The sequence below is a fragment of the Janthinobacterium sp. GW822-FHT07H10 genome (assembly GCF_058798675.1).
On the sequence record NZ_JBXAKS010000010.1, the window covers coordinates 1 to 20,598 of the forward strand.

Consider the following 20,598-nt stretch of genomic DNA (forward strand, 5'->3'; position numbering starts at 1 on the left):
GAGACGCGGGCGTAACCGTCGGCCATGTGACCGGCGCCCTGCTCGTGCACGACGGGGATCAAGCGGATGCCGGCCGGGGCGAAGATATCCATCGGGTCCATGAAGGCCGAGCCCATGATGCCGAACATGTCGGTCACGCCATTGGCGGCCAGGGTTTCCACGAACGCTTCGGACGGCGTCATCTTTTGCGGGCCCACTGGAATGGCAGCGGCGGCGGCTTTTTGGTCGGACAAATCGGTCATGGCTCAGTCTCCTTACAGTTTTATGAAAAATCGGTATATTTTGTTCCGATATTTGAAATACGTGTTCAATTTAACGGTTGCGAAATGCGCTGTCAATGAAAATTCATGAAAAATCGGACTGTTTCATTCCTGAATCCGGAATCCGTAACAAAGTCCCATTCCTGAAACAACAATGGCGGCTTATCCGCAACAGATAAGCCGCCACCGGTGCCGCCAGCCTGAGTCCTTAGAACTTCAGGCGCATGCCGGCCGTGAAGGCGCTCGAGTTATGCCCAGGCAAGGGCACGCTGCCGCCGCTGGAAGCATCGCCGACAAAGTTGGTGCCGGCGCCATCGTTGTTGATGCGGCCGTACGAGGTGTACAGATTCGTGCGCTTGGACAAGGCATAGGTATAGCCGATGGCCAGCTGGCGCCCGCCGCGGCGCGCGTTCGTACGGTCATCCTTGCGGATGTAGGACGCCATCACGCTGCCCGCCGCGCCCACGGGCGCCGACGCGCCCAGCATGTAGTTGCGGAAATCCGTGCCCGCATCGTCCTTGTCCGTCTCATACGCGGCGTGCAGCTTGGCGGCACCGAAATCGTAGGTGCCGCCCAGCAAGGTGACTTTTGCCGTGTTCAGCGGCGTGTCCTTGCGGTTGTCGTGCGCCAGCGTCAGTACAAGCGGGCCGTTGGCATAATCGATGGAAAAGTCGATGGTGCGACCCAGGGTATTGCTGTCCGGCTTTTCGCCGAGGCCGTACATGATGGCGGCCGACAGGCCGTTCACCTTCGGCGTCTCGTACATGATGGCGTTTTTCGTGCGCAGGGTGGCCACGCTCATCAGGTTGATCGAGGCGCCCGTCATGCCCGTCTCGAACGGGTCGATATTGTCCAGCGCGGTGAACAGCGGATTGTGCTGCAAGCCGATATTCACGGCGCCGAAATCGCCCGACAGGCCCACGTAGGCCTTGCGCCCGAACAAGGCGCCCTGGCGGTAGGCACCCGTGTCGAGATCGAGACCGTTTTCCAGCAAGAAGTTGGCTTTCAAATTGTTGCCCAGGTCTTCCGTGCCCTTGAAGCCGATGCGGCTGCCCGACTGCACGCCGGTGGCCAGCTTGGTGACGGAGCCTTCCGCGCCGCCATGCTCGGAGGTCAGGCCCGCGTCGAGCAAGCCGTACACGGTGACCGACGATTGCGCGCTGGCGCCGCCGGCGAAGAGTGTGGCCAGGACGGCCGCCGCTACGAATGTGTGTTTCATGTCATCTCCAGATATTGTGGTTTTTATGGGTGCTTCCAACAAGAATCAACAACGTGCTACAAATTGCGGCAAATGCGGCGGCTCAGGCGATCAGCCCGGCCATCGGCGACGAAGGCGAGGCGCTCATGGCGCCGGCCCTCCGCGGCATGCGCCCGGCCAGGTAGGCCTCGCGTCCGCCCTGCACTGCCAGTTTCATGGCGCGCGCCATGCGTATCGGTTCGCGCGCCGCCGCGATGGCGGTATTCATCAGGATGCCGTCGCAGCCGAGTTCCATGGCGATGGCCGCATCCGACGCCGTGCCGACGCCGGCGTCGACCAGCACGGGCACCGTGGCTTGCTCGATGATCAGCGACAGATTCCACGGATTCAGAATGCCCATGCCCGAACCGATCAATGACGCCAGCGGCATGACGGCGATGCAGCCGATCTCTTCCAGCATGCGCGCCTGGATGGGGTCGTCGCTGCAATACACCATCACCTGGAAGCCATCCTTGACCAGCTGCTCGGCCGCCTTCAAGGTTTCCGGCATGTTCGGGAACAGGGTCTTGTCATCGCCGAGCACTTCCAGCTTGCACAGCGGGTGGCCGCCCAGCAGCTCGCGCGCCAGCTGCAGCGTGTAGACGGCGTCGCGCGCGTTGTAGCAGCCGCCCGTGTTGGGCAAAATCGTGTATTTCGACGGCGGAATAAAATCAAGCAGGTTGGGCTCGCCCTTTTCCTGGCCGATATTCACGCGGCGTATCGTCACCGTGACGATCTCGGCGCCGCTCTCTTCGATGGCCAGGCGCGTTTCCTCGAAATCCCTGTACTTGCCCGTGCCGACCAGCAGGCGCGACTGGTAGGTGGTGCCGGCCAGGGTCAGGCCGCCCGGTGCTAGCCCGGGGATGGCGTCGTCTCTCATCGTGCTGCTCTCCTAAGTTGAATGAACGCGGCCCCCTGCGCGAGGGGTACGCCGCAAAACGCAAAATCGACGTCGGGCCGCCGTCCCGACACGAGGTCCGCCAGCGCCCTGCCCGCGCCGCAGCCCATGGTCCAGCCCAGGGTGCCGTGACCCGTGTTGAGGAACAGCTGGCGGTAGCGCGTGGCGCCGATGTACGGCACGTTCGAGGGCGTGAGCGGGCGCAGGCCGGCCCAGTAGACGGGGTCGCTGTAATCGCAGGCATGGGGAAACAGGGCCTGCACGCGGCGCGTGATGGCGGCGCAGCGCACGGGATTGAGGTCGCGCGTATAGCCGTTCAGCTCGCACGTGCCCGCCACGCGCAGGCGTTCGCCCAGGCGCGAAAACACCAGCTTGTGGCCATCGTCCGTCAGCGACACGGTGGGCGCTGCGGCGGGATCCAGTATCGGATACGTGGCCGAATAGCCCTTGCCCGGATACAGCATCAGGCGGATGCCCAGCGGCTGCAGCAGGGGCGCGGAAAAACTGCCCATGGCCACCACCACGGCGTCCGCGTGTTCCAGGCCGTGGCGCCCGTGCGCATCGATGCATTCCACGCCCGCGATGCGCTCGCCGTCCGCCAGCAGGCGCGTCACCGTCGTGCCGTACCGGAAATCCACGCCGGCCGCCGCCGCGCGTGCGGCCAGCGCCGTGGTAAACAAATGCACGTCGCCGGACTCGTCGCTGGCCGTGAAGTCGCCGCCCACGATCTGGCCGCGCGCATGGGCCAGGGCCGGTTCGATGCGGACCACGTCATCGGCGCTGAGCGTATTGCGCGGGCAGCCCAGTTCACGCAGCAGCGCGGCGCCCGCTTGCGATTTGTCAAACTCCTGTTCATCCGTATAGAAGTGCAGGATGCCGCGCTCGAGGTGGTCGTATTCGATGCCCGTCTCGCGGCGCAAGGCTTGCAGGCTCTGGCGGCTGTACTCGGCCATGGCGACGATCTGGCGCATGTTGCGCGACACGCGCGATGGCAGGCATTCGCGCAGGTAGTGCAGCGCCCACTGCCATTGCAGTGCATCCAGACGGGGACGGAACAGCAGCGGCGCGTCGTCCTTGCCCAGCCAGCGCACGACCTTGCGCAGGGTGGCGGGATTGGCCCACGGTTCCGCATGCGAGACGGAAATCTGCCCGCCGTTGCCGAAGCTGGTTTCCTGCGCGGCGCCCGCCTGGCGCTCGAGCACGCACACATCGTGGCCCGCCTGGCGCAAGTACCAGGCCGTGGCCGTGCCGATCACGCCGGCGCCGAGGACTAGGATCTTCATGGCGGGCCCGGTTCGCTCAGCGCGTCAGCAGCACGGCGATGGCGACGAAGGCGGCGATCCACACCGTTTCCATCACCAGCATGATGACGGGACGCCAGCCCAGCGAGGCCAGCGACTGGAACGAGGTTTTCACGCCCAGCGCGGCGATGGCGATGACGAGGCAGGCGCGCGAGGCATTGTTGATCCAGCCATTCACTTCCTGCGGAATCAGGCCCAGGCTGTTGGTAATGACGAGCCAGACAAAACCGATCAGGAAGAACGGCACCAGCGGCGGCGCGTCGACTTCACTCTTGCCATCCTTGCGCTTGAACATGATCGACAGGCCCAGCACGACGGGCACGAGGCAGGCCACGCGCGTCAGTTTGACGAAGGTGGCGACATCGCCCGTGTGGTTGCTGACCAGATAGCCGGCGCCCACCACTTGCGCCACGTCATGGATCGTGCCGCCGATAAACACGCCCGCCTCGGTCGGGTCAAAACCCAGCAGCCTGACCAGCAGCGGATAAACGATCATGGCCAGCGTCGACAGGGTCGTCACGCCGACCACCGTCAGCAGGGTGAACTTTTCGTTTTCCTTGGTTTGCGGCAGCACGGCCGAGATGGCCAGCGCGGCCGAGGCGCCGCAGATGGCGACGGAACCGCCCGACAGAATGCCTTCCGTGAGGGGGCGCTTCAGCCATTTGGCCAGCAGGTAGCCGAAACCCAGCGTCGCCACCAGGCCGCCGACGACGATCAGCAAGGGCGTCACGCCTACGGAAGCGATCTGGTTGAAGGTGATGCGCGCGCCCAGCAGGGCCACGCCCGTGCGGAGCAGCACCTTGCTGCAAAACTCGATGCCGGGCTTGCAGGTAGGGTCCGATGCCAGGAAGTGGAAGGCCAGGCCGAAGAACAGCGCATACAGCAGCTGCGGGCCGCCGTAATTGCTGGAAATGAAGGTGGCCGACAGCGCGATCACGAGCGCGATGGCCACGCCGGGCCAGCTGCGCAGCACGGCGCGGGGACGCCAGATGGCGACGGCGGATGACAGGTAGGGAATGTTCTTGTCGACAACGCGTGTTATCGCTGAGGAGTTGGTTTTCATGCGGGTCCGCTCATAATGTTTTAAAAATTGGGACATTTCATCTCGTTTTTTAATAATACACGATGAGCTAGCGAAGTCCATGCTTTTCCATGAAAATCGAAACCAGATGTTCCGGAAACTGACGTTTTAATGATGCCGGTGCCGTAAACGACAAGCGGCGCGGCCCTTGGAAGGGACGCGCCGCCGTGGCTGGCGTGTGAGAGATTACTTTTTGTTCAGGCGGGTAATCAGGCTGGACGTGTCGTAGCGGTTACCGCCCGCCTGCTGTACTTCGCCATAGAACTGGTCCGTCAATGTCGTCACGGGCAGGTCGCTGCCGTTGCGCCTGGCTTCGGCGAGGCAGATGCCCAGATCCTTGCGCATCAGGTCGACGGCGAAACCGAAGTCGAACTTGCGCTCGATCATGGTCTTGCCGCGGTTTTCCAGCTGCCACGACTGCGCCGCCCCCTTGGAAATGACGTCGACGACGAGGGCCGCATCGAGGCCCGCGTTTTCCGCAAAGGCGATGCCTTCGCTCAAGGCTTGCACGAGGCCGGCGATGCAGATCTGATTGACCATCTTCGTCAGCTGGCCCGAGCCGGAGGCGCCCATGTAGGTGACGGCGCGCGCGAACAGGGCGATGACAGGCTCGGCCCTTGCGTACGCTTGCGCATCGCCGCCCACCATCACCGTCAGCTTGCCGTTTTCCGCGCCGGCCTGGCCGCCGGACACGGGCGCGTCGAGGAAGAACACGCCCTTCTCTCTGGCTGCCGCATGGATGGTGCGCGCCGCCTCGGCCGAGGCCGTCGTATGGTCGATCAGGATGCTTCCTGGCGCCATGGCGGACAGCAAGCCGCCCTCCTCCAGGATGACCTGGTACAGGTCATTGTCGTTGCCGATACAGGTGAAGACAAACTCGGCGCCCGCGGCGGCGGCGGCCGGCGTGGCGGCGCTGCTGCCCTTGTATTGCGCGAGCCAGGCGGCAGCGCGTGCCGGGTTGCGGTTGTACACGGTGACGTCGTGCCCGCCTGCCGCCAGGTGGCCTGCCATGGGGAAACCCATGACGCCCAAACCGATGAATGCCACTTTTGCCATATTGTCCGTCCTGTCGATGAATGAATCCGATTATTGTTGCACAAATGGCCTGTGCCGGCAGCATGGCGCGGCCAGACGGCCGCCATGGCCGCACCGGCAGTGGCGCAGGGGAGACATCCGCATTTCAGCTATACAAGACGAAAATTATCATAAAGAAACTTTATGTTGCATTTTTTTCTAGCAAATACTATATTGAATTGGCATCAGGAAATCTCGGTTCACGGTGCCCCATCCTTTTCCCAACCCCTGTCAAGGAGTCGATCTTGCAAACTACATTTTCCCGCCTGAAAATCATGAGCGCCGCCGCCCTGCTGCTCGCCGCCAACGCCGCGCAGGCAGACATCACGGTCTTTACCAGCCAGTCCGCCTATCTGGCAGCGGTCGGCAATACCGGCGTCGATACCTTTGATGATTTGCCCATCGATGCGCTCGACGGCCCGCTGAGCCGCAGCGCGGGCAGCTACGCCTACACGGTGAGCAGCGTGGGCACCTCGCCCATCCTGTATGGCGCCGGCACGGGCAGCGACCACTGGCTGAGCACGAACGACCGCAACGACAGCGTGTTGTTCTCCAACTTTTCCGGTGCCGTACGCGGCGTGGGAGGATACTTCTTCGGCTCGAACTTTTCCGGCGAATATGCCGCCGGCCAGAACATCACCCTGACGGCCCGCAATGCGCTGGGCGAGCTACTCAGCTACGAGCTGGCCTTGCCGACGCAAGCCTCGTTTATCGGCTTCGTGTCGTCGGGCGCCTTCTCCGACCTGGCCGTCAGCACGGCCGGACAGATCGGCATCTGGCCAACCATCAATAACCTGACGGTGTCGGCCGTACCGGAGCCCGCCACTTGCGGCATGCTGCTGGGCGGCCTGGGCTTGCTGGGCTTCATGGCGCGCCGCCGCCGGGCCAGCCAGCAATAAACTGGCGCCTGGCACGGCTGCCGGCAGCCGTGCCAGGCCTTGCCCTCACGCCAGCAATGCGCGCAAGGCCGCCATCAGGGCCGCGCATTCGCCCACGTTGCCGATGCTGATGCGCAGATACTGGCTGATGCGCGGCGCGTTGAAATGGCGCACGATCACGGAACGGGCGCGCAAGCCGGCCGCCAGTTGCGCCGCGTCATGCCGCGGATGGCGGGCGAAGATAAAATTGGCCACGGAAGGCAGCACCTCGAAACCCAGCGCCGCCAGGTCCGCCGTCAGCTGTTCGCGGCTGGCGATCACGGCCTGGCGCGTCTGCTGGAAATACGCTTCATCGTGCAGCGAGGCGACGGCGCCGGCCAGCGCCAGCCGGTCCAGCGGATAGGAATTGAAACTGTTCTTCACGCGCTCGAGCGCCTCGATCAGGTCCGGGTGTCCCAGCGCGCAACCCACGCGCAAGCCGGCCAGCGAACGCGACTTCGAGAACGTCTGCACCACCAGCAGGTTCGGATAGCGCTCGACCAGGGCCACGGCGCTCTCGCCGCCGAAATCCACATACGCTTCGTCGACCACCACCACGGCGTCGGGATGCGCGCGCAGCAGGGTTTCCACGCCGGCCAGCGGCAAGTCCACGCCTGTCGGTGCGTTGGGATTCGGGAAGATGATGGCGCCGCACGGCCCCTGATAGTCTTCCGGACGGATGCGCATGGCGTCGTCGAGCGGCACGGTGCGGTAATCGATGCCGTACAGCTTGCAATACACGGGATAGAAGCTGTAGCTGATGTCCGGGAACAGCAGCGGCGCATCGTGCTTGAGCAAGGCCATGAAGGCCAGCGCCAGCACTTCGTCGGAACCGTTGCCGACGAAGACTTGATCGCTGCGCAGGCCGTGATAGGCGGCCAGGGTTTGCTTCAGTTCGCTGGCGGAAGGGTCCGGGTACAGGCGCAGGCTGTCGTTGCTGGCCTCGCGCAGCGCGGCCAGCACCTGCGGCGACGGGCCGTACGGGTTTTCATTGGTGTTGAGTTTGACCAGGTCGGGCAGTTTCGGCTGCTCGCCCGGGACGTAGGGGGTCAGCTCGCTGACGATGTTGCTCCAGAATCGGCTCATTGCATGTGGGGTCGGGGATGGGGATCGGGTAGATTACCATGGACTGATGGGGAGGTTGTTTGCGTCGGCGGAGGCGCTGGGCGTTAAAGCTTGAATGGAGGAAAAGACGCCTTGCGCTGCGCGCTTTGGGCGCTTTTTCTGCCTGGATTGGTGCGCTGGTGGCTCGCCTATATTGCGGGCATAAAAAAAGCTCCCTTGCGGGAGCTTCTCTTATGTATTCTGGCGGAGAGGGTGGGATTCGAACCCACGGTACGATTTAACGTACGCTTGATTTCGAGTCAAGTACATTCGACCACTCTGCCACCTCTCCGTTTACTGCGGTCTATTCATTCAAACTGGCGTGCCTGTTTGAACGAGGCGCTATTTTAGCATGGGCATTGTTCAGTTGGGTAGGGGTTTTATTGGTGATTTGCAACTGAAAGCGGGTAATTCACATCAACATCTGTTTGGACGATTCGGAGAGCCTCGCGCGAGTACGCGCTCGTCTTCGAATCCCACGCGTACGCCCCGCAGGGGCATACTCCTCTTCGCCGCCACAAATAAAAAAAGCTCCCTTGCGGGAGCTTTCTCTATTTGTTCTGGCGGAGAGGGTGGGATTCGAACCCACGGTACGATTTAACGTACGCTTGATTTCGAGTCAAGTACATTCGACCACTCTGCCACCTCTCCATTTGCTGCGGTCTTTTCCCGCATTGCTGCGAGAAGGCAAGATTATAGCAGCCGCTTGAAAAAATGGAAGGACTATTTTAAGCCTTCCATTCATGGGGCCGCCTGAAGCTTTTATGCCTTCAGATGCGTCAGGCCGCCCATGTACGGACGCAGCACTGGCGGGATTTCGACGCTGCCGTCCGCTTGCTGGTAATTCTCCAGCACGGCGACCAAAGTACGGCCCACTGCCAGGCCGGAGCCGTTCAGGGTGTGCGCCAGTTCCGGCTTGCCGGCGGCGTTGCGGAAACGCGCCTGCATGCGGCGGGCCTGGAACGCTTCCGTGTTCGACAGCGAGGAAATTTCGCGATAGGTGTTTTGCGCCGGCAGCCACACTTCCAGGTCGAAGGTCTTGGTGGCGGTGAAGCCCATGTCGCCCGTGCACAGCGACATCACGCGGTATGGCAGGCCCAGGCGTTGCAGGATGGTTTCCGCATGGCCGACCATTTCTTCCAGCACCTGGTACGAGGTGTCCGGATGCACCACCTGCACCATTTCCACCTTGTCGAACTGGTGCTGGCGGATCATGCCGCGCGTGTCGCGGCCATAGCTGCCCGCTTCCGAGCGGAAGCACGGCGTGTGGGCCGTCATTTTCAGCGGCAATTGGTCGAGCGCGAGGATTTCATCGCGGGCGATGTTGGTCAGCGACACTTCCGAGGTGGGGATCAGGTAGAAGGTCTCGCCCTCGCCTTCCACGCCGCCTTTTTTCACCGAGAACAAATCGGCTTCGAATTTCGGCAGCTGGCCCGTGCCGCGCAAGGAATCGGCGTTGACCATGTAGGGGGTATAGCATTCCGTGTAGCCGTGCTCGTCCACGTGCGTGTTGAGCATGAATTGCGCCAGCGCGCGGTGCAGGCGGGCGATGCCGCCCTTCATGACGGAGAAGCGCGAGCCGGTCAGCTTGGTGGCCACTTCGAAATCGAGGCCCAGCGGGGCGCCCACGTCGACGTGATCCTTGACGTCGAAATCGAAGGTGCGTGGCGTGCCGACCTTGCGCACTTCCACGTTGCCCGACTCGTCCGTGCCCACCGGTGCCGATTCGTGCGGCAGGTTGGGTACGGCCATGATGAATTCGCTCAGCTTGGCTTGCACGAGGGTCAGGGCCGCTTCGTCGGCTTTCAATTCATCGCCCAGGCCGGCCACTTGTGCCATCACGGCCGAGGTGTCTTCCCCCTTGCCTTTCAACATGCCGATTTGCTTGGACAGCGCGTTGCGCTTGCCCTGCAGTTCCTCGGTGCGCGTCTGGATCGCCTTGCGTTCGGCTTCGAGGGCATTGAAACCTGCCACGTCGAGCTGGAATTTGCGCGTTGCCAGGCGGGCGGCGACGGTGGCGATGTCTTTACGGAGAAGTTGGATATCTATCATGGGTGGATGGCGGTGCCGATGTATCGAAAGCATCCATTGTACCAAGACCCGTTCAGTTCTTTATGAGTTTTGCACACGGCTGGCCATCGTCATGGCAGCATGGCCGGGCACTCGCGCCCGCTTTACGGCTGGTGCTCAGGCTGGTACTTAAATAAAGGCGGCTTTTTCGGCGGCGGTCAGGCGGCGGGCGCTGACGGTGACGACGGGCATCTTGCTGTCGGCGGCCCTGGCGACCAGGGTCGACGTGGCGCTCACTGCCACCGTATTCGCGCCGGCGGTGGCGAAGCTGCTGCCGATGGCCAGGACGGCGGCGGCGACAAAGGCGATTTCCATGTTTTTCAGTGCGTTCATGATGTGACTCCTGGTTGGTTTGTTCGTTTAACTGCGCTTGGCATGGTGGTACTTTAGCCAATGGCCACGAACAAGGCCACCGGCTTGCGACCGGCGGCGAAAAACAGGGAGCGAACGGTGAAAAACGGGGACTGAAGCGAAAAGCGGCGCTACAGGGATTGCTTGACCAGCCGGCCCAGTCGGCCGATCGCCTGCTCGATGCGCGGCGTCCACGCATTGCCGCAATTGAGGCGCAGATAATTGCCGAACTTGCCCGAGGCCGAGAACAGCTGGCCCGGCATGAAAGCCACGCCGTCGGCGATGGCCTGCCCGTGCAGGGCCAGCGCATCGACTTGCGGCGGCATCTGCACCCACAGCACGAAACCGCCCTGCGGCTCGGACAGCATGCAGTCGGCCGGAAAGTGCACCGCGACGGCGTCGGACATGCGGGCGATGCGCTGCACCAGGGTGCGCCGCATCTTGCGCAACTGCTGGTCGTAGCTGCTACCTTCCAGAAAGTCGGCCAGCACGGCCTGGAAGAAATGGCTGGTGGCGCCGCTCGACACGGTTTTGAGCAGGGCCACCTCCTGCGCGAAGCGCCCGGCCAGCACATAGCCGACGCGCGAGGCGGGTGTGATGGCCTTGGAAAACGAGGAACACAATAAAACATTGCCGCTCGTATCGTAGGCCTTCACGGGCCACGGCCGCTGCGGGGCAAAGCACAGGTCGCCATACACGTCGTCTTCCACCAGCGGAATATTGAATTCCGATAGCAGGCCCGCCAGCCGCTTCTTGTTTGCTTCCGGCATGACGCTGCCCAGGGGATTGTTCGCGTTCGGCACGAACAGGCACGCTTGCACGAGTCCCGCGCGCAGGGCCAGCTCGAGCGCGTCGAGCGACGGTCCCGTCTTCGGGTCGGTGGGAATTTCCAGCGCCTTCATGCCCAGGCTTTCTATCATCTGCAGCAGCACGAAATACGTGGCCGACTCGATGGCGATGGTGTCGCCCGGCCTGGCGACGGCGCGCAGGCACAGGCTGATCGCTTCCGTGCAGGAATTCGTCACGACGATCTCTTGCGGGTCGAGCTTGCCCCAGTCCAGCGCGCGGCGCGTGACCTGGCGCAGGAAGTTGCCTTCGCTGATGTCGTAGCAGCTGACCTTGCTCAACAAGGCGGGCTCGCGCCGGGCCACGGCGCTGATGGTGCGCTGCATGCGCTTGATGGGCAGGATTTCATCGGGTGGCCAGGCCGTGCCCAGCTGCACCACGTCGCGCGTCTCGTTGTCCTTCAAGACGCGCATCAGCAGGTTGTTGATGCCGACAAAGGCCGGCTCCTTCAGGTGCTGGGCGTCGGCGCTGCAGGGCCGGCGCGGCGCGCGGTGGCGCACGAAATAGCCGGACTGGGGCCGCGCATCGACCTGGCCCCGGTCCTCCATCAGGCGCAAGGCTTGCATCACCGTGCTGATGGAGATGCGCTTTTGCTGCGCCAGGTGGCGGATCGACGGCAGGCGGTCGCCGGGCGCGAATACGCGCGAATCGATCAGCGCACCCAGCTCGTTGGCCAGGTGCTCGTACAGGTTCAGGTCGGCGCTCATGTTCATCCCTTCAGTATGCGGCTGCCGCGCGGGGCCGGCACAGATACAGTTGCCGAGTTTTTTGATAAGCACAGTGTACGGCAAAGAGCACTGTGATCATTACAATTTCGTTTTCCTGCATCTGTCATGGTTCGCCGCAAGGGCCTAAGCTGTTCCTGTCTGCACAACAGGAGCGATGCCATGCACACCGACTACGAACTCGCCAGCGCGCGGCCCCTGCGCCTGGAAAAAGCGCATGCCAAGGTGATCGAATGCGTGACGGGCACGGCGTGGATCACGGCCTATGCCCAGTTCGAGGATTGCGTGCTGCGCGACGGCGAGCGCTACACGATACCGAATGACGGCCTGGTGCTGGTCGAAGCCGTGGGCAGCGGCCGCATCCGCGTGCATGGGACTGCCGCACCCCGCCCCGCCCTGCTGCGCTGGCTGAACCTGGCACTGCCTCACACCTTAAATACTAGGAATACATGACTCAAGCACCACCATTGCGCGTCCTCGTCACGGGCGCCGCCGGCGTCATCGGCACCGTTTTCTGGAAGAGCCGGCACGGGGAATTCTCCCTGCGCCTGGCCGACCTGCACACTGACGGGCTGGCGCCAGCACCCTGCCCGTCCATCCAGCTCGACGTGGGCGACTACGCCGCCTGCCTGGCCGCCTGCGCCAACATCGACGTGGTGCTGCACCTGGCCGGCGTGCCGCACGCCGGCGCCGATTTCGATGCGCAGCTGCTGCAGCCCAACATCATCGGCACGCACAACATCTTCCGCGCGGCGCAGGCACAGGGCGTGAAACGGGTGGTGTTTGCCAGCAGCGCGCAAGCCATCGAAGGCTATCCGCTCGACGTGCAGGTGCACGAGCACATGCCGGCGCGGCCGGCCAATATGTATGGGGCCAGCAAGGCCTTTGGCGAAGGCGTGGCCTCCGCGTTCGCCCACCAGCATGGCATGACGGCGATTGCCGTGCGCATCGCCAACGTGGCGCAGTTTGCGCCAGGTCAACAGCACAGCGCGCGCGACATCGCCGCCTTCATCAGCGAGCGCGACGTGGTGCAGCTGCTGGCGCGCTGCATCGCCGCCGACGTGCCGCCCGGCTACCACGTCGTGCATGGCGTGTCGGACAACCGCTATAAACGGCTCTCCATCGCCGCGACGCGCCAGCTCGTCGGCTACGCGCCGCAGGACGACGGCTTTACACTACTGGGACTGTAATTCAGCCCTTGCCTGCTTTCCTGTCCAGCTCGCGCAACCAGGCCAGCTTGTCGGCAATCTTGCTTTCCAGCCCGCGCGGCACGGGCTGGTACCAGCCCGGTTCCGCCATGCCGTCCGGGAAGTAGGTTTCGCCGGCCGCATACGCATCGGGCTCGTCGTGCGCGTAGCGGTAGGCGTGGCCGTAACCGAGTTCCTTCATCAGTTTCGTCGGCGCATTGCGCAAGTGCACGGGTACTTCCTTGGATTTATCTTTCTTGACGAACGCCATGGCCGTGTTGAAGGCGTTGTAGCCGGCATTGCTCTTCGCGGCGATGGCCAGGTAAATCACGGCCTGGCCCAGGGCCAGCTCGCCTTCGGGCGAACCGAGGCGTTCATACGTTTCGGCCGCGTCATTGGCCATGGTCAGGGCGCGCGGGTCGGCCAGGCCGATATCTTCCCAGGCCATGCGCACGATGCGCCGCGACAAATAGCGGGGGTCGGCGCCGCCGTCGATCATGCGGCAAAACCAGTACAGGGCCGCGTCGGGATTCGAACCGCGCACGGACTTGTGCAGGGCGGAAATCTGGTCATAGAAATTGTCACCGCCCTTGTCGAAGCGGCGCGAATTCAATGTGAGTGCATTGTCGACGAAGGCCGCGTCTATCTTTGTCGTGCCCGTCGAGCTGGCGGCCGTCTCGGCCTGCTCCAGCAAGTTCAAAAAGCGCCGCGCATCGCCATCCGCATAGCCGATCAGGGTGTCGGCGGCCGCCTCGTCAAAGCTCAGATGCGTCAAGGCCGTGGACTGCGCCTTGGCCAGCAGCTGCTTCATCTCGTCTTCGTTGAGCGACTTCAACACATACACTTGCGCGCGCGACAGCAGCGCCGAATTGACTTCGAAACTCGGATTTTCCGTCGTCGCGCCGATGAAGGTCACGAGGCCCGATTCGACGAACGGCAGCAAGGCATCCTGTTGCGATTTGTTAAACCGATGGATTTCGTCGACGAACAATAAGGTGTGCTTGCCGAACTGGTCCAGGCTATGGCGGGCCTGGTCCATGGCTGCGCGGATATCTTTCACGCCGGCAAACACGGCAGACAGGGCGATGAATTCGCTGTCGAAGGCGTTCGCCATCAGGCGCGCCAGGGTCGTCTTGCCGACGCCGGGCGGACCCCACAAGATCATCGAATGGGCCTTGCCCGCCTCGAACGCGAGGCGCAGCGGCTTGCCGGCGCCCAGCAGATGCGTCTGGCCAATGACTTCGTTCAGGGTAGCCGGCCGCAGGGCTTCGGCCAGCGGCTGGCGCGGTGCGGTGGAAAAGAGATCCGCCATAATATTTACCGGGTAAGAATGCAAAGGCCCCGCACGATGCGAGGCCGGTCAAAAAACAGCATGAAAAACTTAGTTGTTGATCACATCCGCGCCCTTGGGCATCACGAATTTGAAATGGTTGGCGGACAGCGTCGGGTTTTTCTGGAAGTTCTTGAACGCCAACACCGACGTCTGGCCGAACGAGTCGCGCAATTCCATCGCTTCGGGCACGCCATTGCGCAAGCCGATGCTGATTTCATCGAAGGTCGTGTCCTTGGCCTTCGGCGTCGCTTTCAGCCATTCCAGGCCATCGCGCGTGCCCGCTTCGGCTAGAGTGAAGTTCTTTTCCAGGTCATTGCTGCCAAACAGGATGGCGGCCGGCGAGGAACCGAGGGCGTCTCCCAGTTTCTTCACCGTCACCTGGCTCAAGTCCTTGTCATAGATATAGAGCTGTTCGCCATCGGCTTGCAGCAGCTGCTCGTACGGCTTCAGATACGTCCAGATGAACTTGCCCGGGCGGGCGAATTCGAAGGTGCCGCTGGCGGGCGTCGAGACTTTCGCCTTGCCGCCGGCGTCCGCCTTCTTGACCTGGCGCTGCACGAACTCGCCCTTGGCCGACTTGGTGCCGGCGGCAAAGCTCTTGAATTGCTCGAGCGCGCTGGCCGAGGCGCTGGCCGCGAACAGCAGGCCGCAGGCGACACTGGCCGCGCCGATCATCATTTTTGCTGCGAAAGTCGTGCTCTTCATTCTTCGTATCCTTCGTATTGACTCTTATTCCGCACTTGCCGCCGGCACCAGGATTTCCCGGTTGCCATTGGATTGCATGGTTGACACTACCCCGCTCTGCTCCATCTGCTCGAGCAGACGGGCGGCGCGGTTGTAGCCGATGCGCAAATGGCGCTGCACCAGCGAAATCGAAGCGCGGCGGTTTTTCAGCACCACCGCCACGGCCTGGTCGTACAGGGCATCGGCCTCGCCGCCGCCCTCGCCCGCGGCACCGCCTTCGGCGCCGTCGCCTTCCAGGGTGCCGCCTTCGAGGATGCCCTCGATGTAGTTCGGTTCGCCCTGCAGCTTCAAATGGCTGACGACGCGATGCACTTCCTCATCGGATACAAACGCGCCATGCACGCGCATCGGCAAGCCCGTGCCGGGCGGCATGTACAGCATGTCGCCCATGCCCAGCAAGGTTTCCGCGCCCATCTGGTCCAGGATCGTGCGCGAGTCGATCTTCGACGATACCTGGAAGGCGATACGCGTTGGAATGTTGGCCTTGATCAGCCCCGTGATCACGTCTACAGATGGGCGCTGCGTGGCCAGAATCAAGTGCAAGCCGGCGGCGCGCGCCTTTTGCGCGATACGCGCGATCAATTCCTCGACTTTTTTGCCCACCACCATCATCAGATCGGCCAGCTCGTCGATGATGATGACGATGGTCGGCAGTTTTTCCAGCGGTTCCGGCGAGTCCGGCGTCAGGCTGAACGGATTCGGGATGTGTTCTTCGCGCTTTTTCGCGTCGGCAATCTTCGCGTTGTAGCCGGCCAGGTTGCGCACGCCCATCTTGCTCATCAGCTTGTAGCGGCGCTCCATCTCGTTCACGGCCCAGTTCAGCGCGTGGCCCGCCTGGCGCATGTCGGTGACGACGGGCGCCAGCAAATGCGGAATGCCTTCGTAGACGGACATCTCCAGCATCTTCGGGTCGATCAAAATCAGGCGCACGTCGAGCGGGTCGGATTTGTACAGCAGCGACAGTATCGTCGCATTGATGCCGACCGACTTGCCGGAACCGGTGGTGCCGGCCACCAGCAAGTGGGGCATCTTGGCCAGGTCGGCGACGACGGGCTTGCCGGCGATATCCTTGCCCAGCGCAATCGTCAGGCTGGACACGCCATCGTTGTAGACCTTGGAGCCGAGGATTTCCGTCAGGCGCACGATCTGGCGCTTGCTGTTCGGCAGCTCCAGCGCCATGTAATTCTTGCCGGGAATGGTTTCCACGACGCGGATCGACGTCAAGGACAGCGAACGGGCCAGGTCACGCGCCAGACCCACGATCTGGCTGCCCTTGACGCCCGTGGCCGGCTCGATTTCATAGCGCGTGACGACGGGACCGGGGTAAGCGGCCACTACCTTGGCATCCACGCCAAAGTCGGACAATTTCTTTTCGATCAGACGACTCGTGAATTCCAGGGTTTCCACGGACACCGTTTCCACCACGGGCGGTGCTTCATCGAGCAGGGACAGCGGCGGCAGCTTGCCATCGCCGAGTCCCTCGAACAGATGCGCCTGGCGCTCCTTTTCCACGCGCTCCGACTTCACGACGGTAACCACCTGCGGCTCGATCTTCATCGGTGGCGCGGCCACGTGCTTTTCCACGTGCTTGGCCCGTTCGATGACCACCACCTCGTCGCGGCGCACGGCGGCCACTTCGCCCTGGCGGCGGTCTTCGCGGTCCTGGTAGCGCAGCACGAACCAGTTGAACGCGTCTTCGATGGCGCCGCCGATGCGCTCGGCCACTTGCAGCCAGGACACATGGAAGAACAGGGAAAAGCCAAGGCCGAACAGCAACAGCAGCAGCAAGGTGGCGCCCGTGAAGCCGAAGGCCACATGGGCCGAGTGGCCGATCAGCTGGCCCAGCACGCCGCCCGGATCGCGCGGCAGCTGCACGTGCAGGCTCTTCGCCATGCGCAGGTATTCGAGGCCCATGCTGCCGATCAGCATGATGGAGAAGCCGACGATGCGGATCAGCATCTCGACATGGTGCTCGCGCTCCACCTCTTCCTCTTCCAGCAGGAAGCGCTTACTCAGGCGGCGGTAGCCATTCCACACGGTGCGCAGCAGCCACACGCACCACCACCAGGCGGAAAAACCGAAGATATACAGCAACAAATCGGAAAAGGTCGCCCCCAGCTTGCCGCCCAGGTTGGCCACCTTGTCGACGTTGGTGGCGTGCGACCAGCCCGGGTCGAGCTTGTTGAAGCTGGCCAGTATCAGCACGAAATACAGGGCAAACGCGGCCAGCGCGAACCAGCGCGCCTCGGACAGCAGCCGCACCAGCCGGTTCGGCAGGGGCCGGCGTTCGACCGGTTTACGGGTGTAACTATTCTGGGTGGCCTGGGCTGGTTTAGTCATTCTGGGAAGCGCTGCAAGGTGATAAATGTTTCTGAAAGGGAATTTCCCATAATAAGGATGTATTCTAAGCCATATATGCCGACCACGGCCCCACGATTCGTCGCCACAGGCGGCTTGGTCTATAATCCGGGATTGCTTGCGCAAGCGCAATACGCCCTTGTTCTTCGCGCGTATGCCCCCAATTCGGATAGACCACACTCATAGAGAAGCTCCCATGACTACTACCAAACACGCCCGCGTCTTGATTCTTGGTTCCGGCCCCGCCGGCTACAGCGCCGCCGTCTACGCCGCGCGCGCCAATCTGAACCCGATGCTGGTGACCGGCGTGGAACAAGGCGGCCAGCTGATGACCACCACCGACGTGGAAAACTGGCCAGGCGACCCGATGGGCGTGCAAGGCCCGGACCTGATGCAGCGCCTGTTGCAGCACGCCGAGCGCTTCAATACCGAGATCGTGTTTGACCACATCCACACCACCTTCCTGAATGAAAAACCGATCCGCCTGAAGGGCGACAGCCACGAATACACGTGCGACACCCTGATCATCGCCACGGGCGCGTCCGCGCAATACCTGGGCCTGCCGTCGGAAGCGGAATTCATGGGCAAGGGCGTGTCCGCCTGCGCCACCTGCGACGGTTTCTTCTACCGCAACCAGGAAGTGGCCGTCGTCGGCGGCGGCAACACGGCCGTCGAGGAAGCGCTGTACCTGTCGAATATCGCCAATAAGGTCACCCTGATCCACCGCCGCGACAAGTTCCGCGCCGAAGCGATCCTGATCGACCGCCTGAACGCCAAGGTTGCCGAAGGCAAGATCGTGTTGAAATATAACCACACTCTGGATGAAGTGACGGGCAACGAAGGCGGCGTGACGGGCCTGAACATCAAGTCGACCATCGACGGCAAGGTCGAGGCGCTGTCCGTGCACGGCGTCTTCATCGCCATCGGCCACAAGCCGAACACGGGCATCTTCGAAGGCCAGCTGGAGATGCACAACGGCTACATCAAGACCAAGACGGGCCTGGAAGGCATGGCCACGGCCACAAGCGCGCCGGGCGTGTTCGCCGCCGGCGACGTGCAAGACCATATCTACCGCCAGGCCATCACCAGCGCCGGCACAGGTTGCATGGCAGCACTGGACGCCCAGCGCTACTTGGAAGGCCAGGAGTAAGCGTCGCATGGCGTCGATGAAAGACTTTGCCGACCTGAAAGCGGTCAGCAAGCAGCTCAAGGAACAGGCGGACGCGCGCGCCCAGGCCGAAGCCGAGCGCATCAAGCAGGTCAAGGTGCAGGCCGTGGAGAGCAATCTGTTCAAGGCCAGCATCGGCGGCGTCAAGCGCCTGCCCGAATCGGACCGCTACGTGCCCAGCCTGCCCAAGGCGGGCGCGACAAGCGCCCAGCAGCCGGCGCGCAAGCTGACGCCGGAAGAGGATGATGCGGCCGTGCTGCGCGAGTCGCTGTCGGACTTGTTCGAAGTCGACCATTACCTGGAAAACGATCCGGCCCTGAACTACGCCCGCCCCGGCGTGGGGCCGGACGTGGTGAAGAAGATGCGCAAGGGCCACTGGCCCATCCAGGACGAGCTGGACTTGCACGGCTTGCGCCGCGACGAGGCACGCGACGGCATCGGCGCCTTCCTGAACCAGGCAACGCGGCGCAAGTTGCGCTGCGTGCGCGTGATCCACGGCAAGGGTTTCGGCTCGAAAGGCCAGGAACCCGTGCTCAAGTCCATGGTGCACAGCTGGCTCGTGCAAAAGGATGAAGTCATCGCCTTTTGCCAGGCACGCCGCTCCGAGGGGGGCGATGGGGCGCTCGTCGTGCTGCTCTCCGCAGCCTTGCAGCCCGTCCGCTAGGCTTGTCAGCAAGCAATTTCCATTCAGTCACCCGTTCCACACCGCACACGGCCCCGTTTGTCACCATTCGGGGCCGTGTCATGTTAACCTGTGACAATTATTTCCTGTCCTCGCGCTCCGCCCATGATGCCACCCCAATTGCCGCCTGGCTCGCTGATCAAGATCATCGAGGTCATCGCCATCCTGGTGGGCGCGTTTTCCGGTTTCATCGAAGCGCGCCGCAAGCGCATGGACCTGGTCGGCGTCTTCGTCGTGGCCTTCATCACGGCGTTCGGCGGCGGCACGCTGCGCGACATCCTGCTCGACAAGCGCCCCCTGTTCTGGGTCTCGCACCAGGAATACGCGATTCTGATCTTCGTGCTGGCCCTGACGGCCGCGCCCCTGATCCAGCACCTGCGCCAGATCGTCTCGGAACGCCTGATCGTCGTGGCCGACGCCATCGGCCTGGGCATGTTCGCCATCGCCGGGGTCGCTGAAGCGATGCGCGCCGGCATGCCGATCTTTATCGCCTCGATGATGGGCGTGATTACGGGGATCTTTGGCGGCGTGATGCGCGACATCGTGTGCAACGAAGTGCCGATGGTGTTTCGCGACGGTAAACCCTACGCCATCTGCGCCTTTTTCGGCTGCTGGGCCTATTTGCTGCAGATGCATTTCGGCGCCGAGCACGACTTCGCGCTGTGGACCAGCGCCAGCGGCATCACCATCTTGCGCCTGATCTGCTGGAAATTCGATATGCGGCTGGGGCGCTGACGGCGCTGATGCGTAATCCAGCAATATTACTGGCAACTCATGTCGGATTACGCGCACGCGCTAATCCGACCTACGGCCTGCAAGGATGCGCGATGAATCGCGCAGGTCGGATCAGGCTCAAAGAGCCGTCATCCGACAACATTGTTGGCGTTGCCCCAGCAAGAAAACTTAAACGGCGTCCGGCCCAGTTTCGCCCGTGCGGATACGGATGACCTGCTCCACGTCGCGCACGAAGATCTTGCCATCGCCAATCTTGCCCGTGCGGGCTGCCTTGATGATGGCGTCGACCACCAGTTCCGACACGCTGTCATCGACCACCACTTCCACTTTGACTTTCGGCAGGAAATCGACCACGTACTCGGCGCCACGGTACAGCTCGGTATGCCCCTTCTGGCGGCCAAAGCCCTTCACTTCCGTCACGGTCAAGCCCGTCACGTTCACATCGGCCAACGCTTCGCGTACTTCGTCGAGCTTGAATGGTTTGATGATGGCTGTAATCTGCTTCATGGCTTTCTCCTTATTGATAA

The 20,598-nt window shown here is 62.8% G+C and carries 20 protein-coding genes and 2 tRNA genes; 6 read left to right on the plus strand and 16 right to left on the minus strand.

Annotated elements, in window-relative coordinates:
- The 6 genes from AC1RDJ_RS20800 to AC1RDJ_RS20825 form a co-directional block, all read right to left on the minus strand.
- On the minus strand, positions 1-242 hold a 242-nt coding region (locus tag AC1RDJ_RS20800; protein WP_493028560.1), incomplete at its 3' end, for a thiamine pyrophosphate-binding protein.
- A gap of 226 nt (positions 243-468) precedes the next feature.
- A complete protein-coding gene (locus tag AC1RDJ_RS20805) occupies positions 469-1,479 on the minus strand; it encodes a porin (protein WP_071324526.1) in 1,011 nt (336 codons plus the stop codon).
- An 82-nt stretch (positions 1,480-1,561) separates the two neighbouring features.
- The gene (locus AC1RDJ_RS20810) at positions 1,562-2,377 is read right to left on the minus strand and encodes a thiazole synthase (protein WP_071324527.1); all 816 of its coding nucleotides are present in this window, start codon (positions 2,375-2,377) and stop codon (positions 1,562-1,564) included.
- Positions 2,374-3,678, minus strand: coding sequence for a D-amino acid dehydrogenase (locus AC1RDJ_RS20815; protein WP_493028562.1), 1,305 nt, complete (start codon positions 3,676-3,678; stop codon positions 2,374-2,376). The genes AC1RDJ_RS20810 and AC1RDJ_RS20815 overlap by 4 nt, the downstream gene beginning before the upstream one ends.
- A gap of 16 nt (positions 3,679-3,694) precedes the next feature.
- On the minus strand, positions 3,695-4,759 hold the full coding sequence (locus tag AC1RDJ_RS20820; RefSeq protein WP_083411926.1) for a YeiH family protein: 1,065 nt from the start codon (positions 4,757-4,759) through the stop codon (positions 3,695-3,697).
- A gap of 204 nt (positions 4,760-4,963) precedes the next feature.
- Positions 4,964-5,833: an NAD(P)-dependent oxidoreductase gene (locus tag AC1RDJ_RS20825; protein ID WP_071324529.1), complete on the minus strand. Its 870-nt coding sequence runs from the start codon at positions 5,831-5,833 to the stop codon at positions 4,964-4,966.
- Between the two features lie 263 nt (positions 5,834-6,096).
- On the opposite strand from AC1RDJ_RS20825, the gene AC1RDJ_RS20830 reads away from it, so the two are divergent.
- The gene (locus AC1RDJ_RS20830) at positions 6,097-6,750 is read left to right on the plus strand and encodes a PEP-CTERM sorting domain-containing protein (RefSeq protein ID WP_493028563.1); all 654 of its coding nucleotides are present in this window, start codon (positions 6,097-6,099) and stop codon (positions 6,748-6,750) included.
- Positions 6,751-6,795: 45 nt separating this feature from the next.
- Here AC1RDJ_RS20830 and hisC read toward each other — a convergent pair whose 3' ends face one another.
- From hisC to AC1RDJ_RS20860, 6 genes are all read right to left on the minus strand, one after another.
- Positions 6,796-7,854: a histidinol-phosphate transaminase gene (hisC, locus tag AC1RDJ_RS20835; protein ID WP_493028564.1), complete on the minus strand. Its 1,059-nt coding sequence runs from the start codon at positions 7,852-7,854 to the stop codon at positions 6,796-6,798.
- A gap of 220 nt (positions 7,855-8,074) precedes the next feature.
- Positions 8,075-8,164, minus strand: a tRNA-Ser gene (locus AC1RDJ_RS20840).
- Positions 8,165-8,433: 269 nt separating this feature from the next.
- Positions 8,434-8,523, minus strand: a tRNA-Ser gene (locus tag AC1RDJ_RS20845).
- Positions 8,524-8,634: 111 nt separating this feature from the next.
- Positions 8,635-9,924, minus strand: a complete 1,290-nt coding sequence (serS, locus tag AC1RDJ_RS20850) for a serine--tRNA ligase (RefSeq protein WP_071324531.1) — start codon at positions 9,922-9,924, stop codon at positions 8,635-8,637.
- Between the two features lie 147 nt (positions 9,925-10,071).
- Positions 10,072-10,275: a hypothetical protein gene (locus AC1RDJ_RS20855; RefSeq protein ID WP_493028565.1), complete on the minus strand. Its 204-nt coding sequence runs from the start codon at positions 10,273-10,275 to the stop codon at positions 10,072-10,074.
- 149 nt (positions 10,276-10,424) lie between these two features.
- Positions 10,425-11,846 (minus strand): aminotransferase-like domain-containing protein, encoded by a 1,422-nt coding sequence (locus AC1RDJ_RS20860; RefSeq protein WP_493028567.1) that lies wholly within the window; start codon positions 11,844-11,846, stop codon positions 10,425-10,427.
- Positions 11,847-12,026: 180 nt separating this feature from the next.
- Here AC1RDJ_RS20860 and AC1RDJ_RS20865 point away from each other — a divergent pair, with 180 nt between their 5' ends.
- Positions 12,027-12,317, plus strand: a complete 291-nt coding sequence (locus tag AC1RDJ_RS20865; protein ID WP_493028570.1) for a DUF2917 domain-containing protein — start codon at positions 12,027-12,029, stop codon at positions 12,315-12,317.
- Positions 12,314-13,054: an NAD-dependent epimerase/dehydratase family protein gene (locus AC1RDJ_RS20870; protein WP_493028571.1), complete on the plus strand. Its 741-nt coding sequence runs from the start codon at positions 12,314-12,316 to the stop codon at positions 13,052-13,054. Before AC1RDJ_RS20865 ends, AC1RDJ_RS20870 begins: the two co-directional genes overlap by 4 nt.
- Before the next feature lies 1 nt (position 13,055).
- Here the strand turns inward: AC1RDJ_RS20870 and AC1RDJ_RS20875 are convergent, their stop codons facing one another.
- From AC1RDJ_RS20875 to AC1RDJ_RS20885, 3 genes are all read right to left on the minus strand, one after another.
- Positions 13,056-14,363, minus strand: coding sequence for a replication-associated recombination protein A (locus AC1RDJ_RS20875; protein ID WP_493028572.1), 1,308 nt, complete (start codon positions 14,361-14,363; stop codon positions 13,056-13,058).
- A gap of 69 nt (positions 14,364-14,432) precedes the next feature.
- Positions 14,433-15,089, minus strand: a complete 657-nt coding sequence (lolA, locus tag AC1RDJ_RS20880; protein WP_289889166.1) for an outer membrane lipoprotein chaperone LolA — start codon at positions 15,087-15,089, stop codon at positions 14,433-14,435.
- A gap of 24 nt (positions 15,090-15,113) precedes the next feature.
- Positions 15,114-17,468 (minus strand): DNA translocase FtsK, encoded by a 2,355-nt coding sequence (locus AC1RDJ_RS20885; RefSeq protein ID WP_071324537.1) that lies wholly within the window; start codon positions 17,466-17,468, stop codon positions 15,114-15,116.
- Positions 17,469-17,682: 214 nt separating this feature from the next.
- On the opposite strand from AC1RDJ_RS20885, the gene trxB reads away from it, so the two are divergent.
- The 3 genes from trxB to AC1RDJ_RS20900 all read left to right on the plus strand — a co-directional run bounded on the left by trxB (position 17,683) and on the right by AC1RDJ_RS20900 (position 20,071).
- The gene (gene trxB, locus AC1RDJ_RS20890; RefSeq protein WP_034786153.1) at positions 17,683-18,636 is read left to right on the plus strand and encodes a thioredoxin-disulfide reductase; all 954 of its coding nucleotides are present in this window, start codon (positions 17,683-17,685) and stop codon (positions 18,634-18,636) included.
- Positions 18,637-18,643: 7 nt separating this feature from the next.
- On the plus strand, positions 18,644-19,318 hold the full coding sequence (locus AC1RDJ_RS20895; protein WP_071324538.1) for a Smr/MutS family protein: 675 nt from the start codon (positions 18,644-18,646) through the stop codon (positions 19,316-19,318).
- Between the two features lie 123 nt (positions 19,319-19,441).
- Complete coding sequence (locus AC1RDJ_RS20900) at positions 19,442-20,071, plus strand: trimeric intracellular cation channel family protein (RefSeq protein WP_071324539.1); 630 nt, start codon at positions 19,442-19,444, stop codon at positions 20,069-20,071.
- Between the two features lie 168 nt (positions 20,072-20,239).
- Here AC1RDJ_RS20900 and AC1RDJ_RS20905 read toward each other — a convergent pair whose 3' ends face one another.
- On the minus strand, positions 20,240-20,578 hold the full coding sequence (locus tag AC1RDJ_RS20905; RefSeq protein WP_034758685.1) for a P-II family nitrogen regulator: 339 nt from the start codon (positions 20,576-20,578) through the stop codon (positions 20,240-20,242).
- Positions 20,579-20,598: the final 20 nt, after the last annotated feature.

Excerpts from the sequence above, each read along its gene's own strand:
- AC1RDJ_RS20895 (WP_071324538.1), top strand. The coding sequence starts at position 18,644 with ATGGCGTCGATGAAAGACTTTGCCGACCTGAAAGCGGTCAGCAAGCAG.
- lolA (WP_289889166.1), bottom strand. The coding sequence starts at position 15,089 with ATGAAGAGCACGACTTTCGCAGCAAAAATGATGATCGGCGCGGCCAGT.
- AC1RDJ_RS20870 (WP_493028571.1), top strand. The coding sequence starts at position 12,314 with ATGACTCAAGCACCACCATTGCGCGTCCTCGTCACGGGCGCCGCCGGC.
- AC1RDJ_RS20825 (WP_071324529.1), bottom strand. The coding sequence starts at position 5,833 with ATGGCAAAAGTGGCATTCATCGGTTTGGGCGTCATGGGTTTCCCCATG.
- AC1RDJ_RS20820 (WP_083411926.1), bottom strand. The coding sequence starts at position 4,759 with ATGAAAACCAACTCCTCAGCGATAACACGCGTTGTCGACAAGAACATT.
- AC1RDJ_RS20860 (WP_493028567.1), bottom strand. The coding sequence starts at position 11,846 with ATGAGCGCCGACCTGAACCTGTACGAGCACCTGGCCAACGAGCTGGGT.
- AC1RDJ_RS20875 (WP_493028572.1), bottom strand. The coding sequence starts at position 14,363 with ATGGCGGATCTCTTTTCCACCGCACCGCGCCAGCCGCTGGCCGAAGCC.
- AC1RDJ_RS20810 (WP_071324527.1), bottom strand. The coding sequence starts at position 2,377 with ATGAGAGACGACGCCATCCCCGGGCTAGCACCGGGCGGCCTGACCCTG.
- AC1RDJ_RS20805 (WP_071324526.1), bottom strand. The coding sequence starts at position 1,479 with ATGAAACACACATTCGTAGCGGCGGCCGTCCTGGCCACACTCTTCGCC.
- trxB (WP_034786153.1), top strand. The coding sequence starts at position 17,683 with ATGACTACTACCAAACACGCCCGCGTCTTGATTCTTGGTTCCGGCCCC.
- AC1RDJ_RS20855 (WP_493028565.1), bottom strand. The coding sequence starts at position 10,275 with ATGAACGCACTGAAAAACATGGAAATCGCCTTTGTCGCCGCCGCCGTC.
- AC1RDJ_RS20885 (WP_071324537.1), bottom strand. The coding sequence starts at position 17,468 with ATGACTAAACCAGCCCAGGCCACCCAGAATAGTTACACCCGTAAACCG.
- hisC (WP_493028564.1), bottom strand. The coding sequence starts at position 7,854 with ATGAGCCGATTCTGGAGCAACATCGTCAGCGAGCTGACCCCCTACGTC.
- serS (WP_071324531.1), bottom strand. The coding sequence starts at position 9,924 with ATGATAGATATCCAACTTCTCCGTAAAGACATCGCCACCGTCGCCGCC.
- AC1RDJ_RS20865 (WP_493028570.1), top strand. The coding sequence starts at position 12,027 with ATGCACACCGACTACGAACTCGCCAGCGCGCGGCCCCTGCGCCTGGAA.
- AC1RDJ_RS20815 (WP_493028562.1), bottom strand. The coding sequence starts at position 3,678 with ATGAAGATCCTAGTCCTCGGCGCCGGCGTGATCGGCACGGCCACGGCC.
- AC1RDJ_RS20900 (WP_071324539.1), top strand. The coding sequence starts at position 19,442 with ATGATGCCACCCCAATTGCCGCCTGGCTCGCTGATCAAGATCATCGAG.
- AC1RDJ_RS20905 (WP_034758685.1), bottom strand. The coding sequence starts at position 20,578 with ATGAAGCAGATTACAGCCATCATCAAACCATTCAAGCTCGACGAAGTA.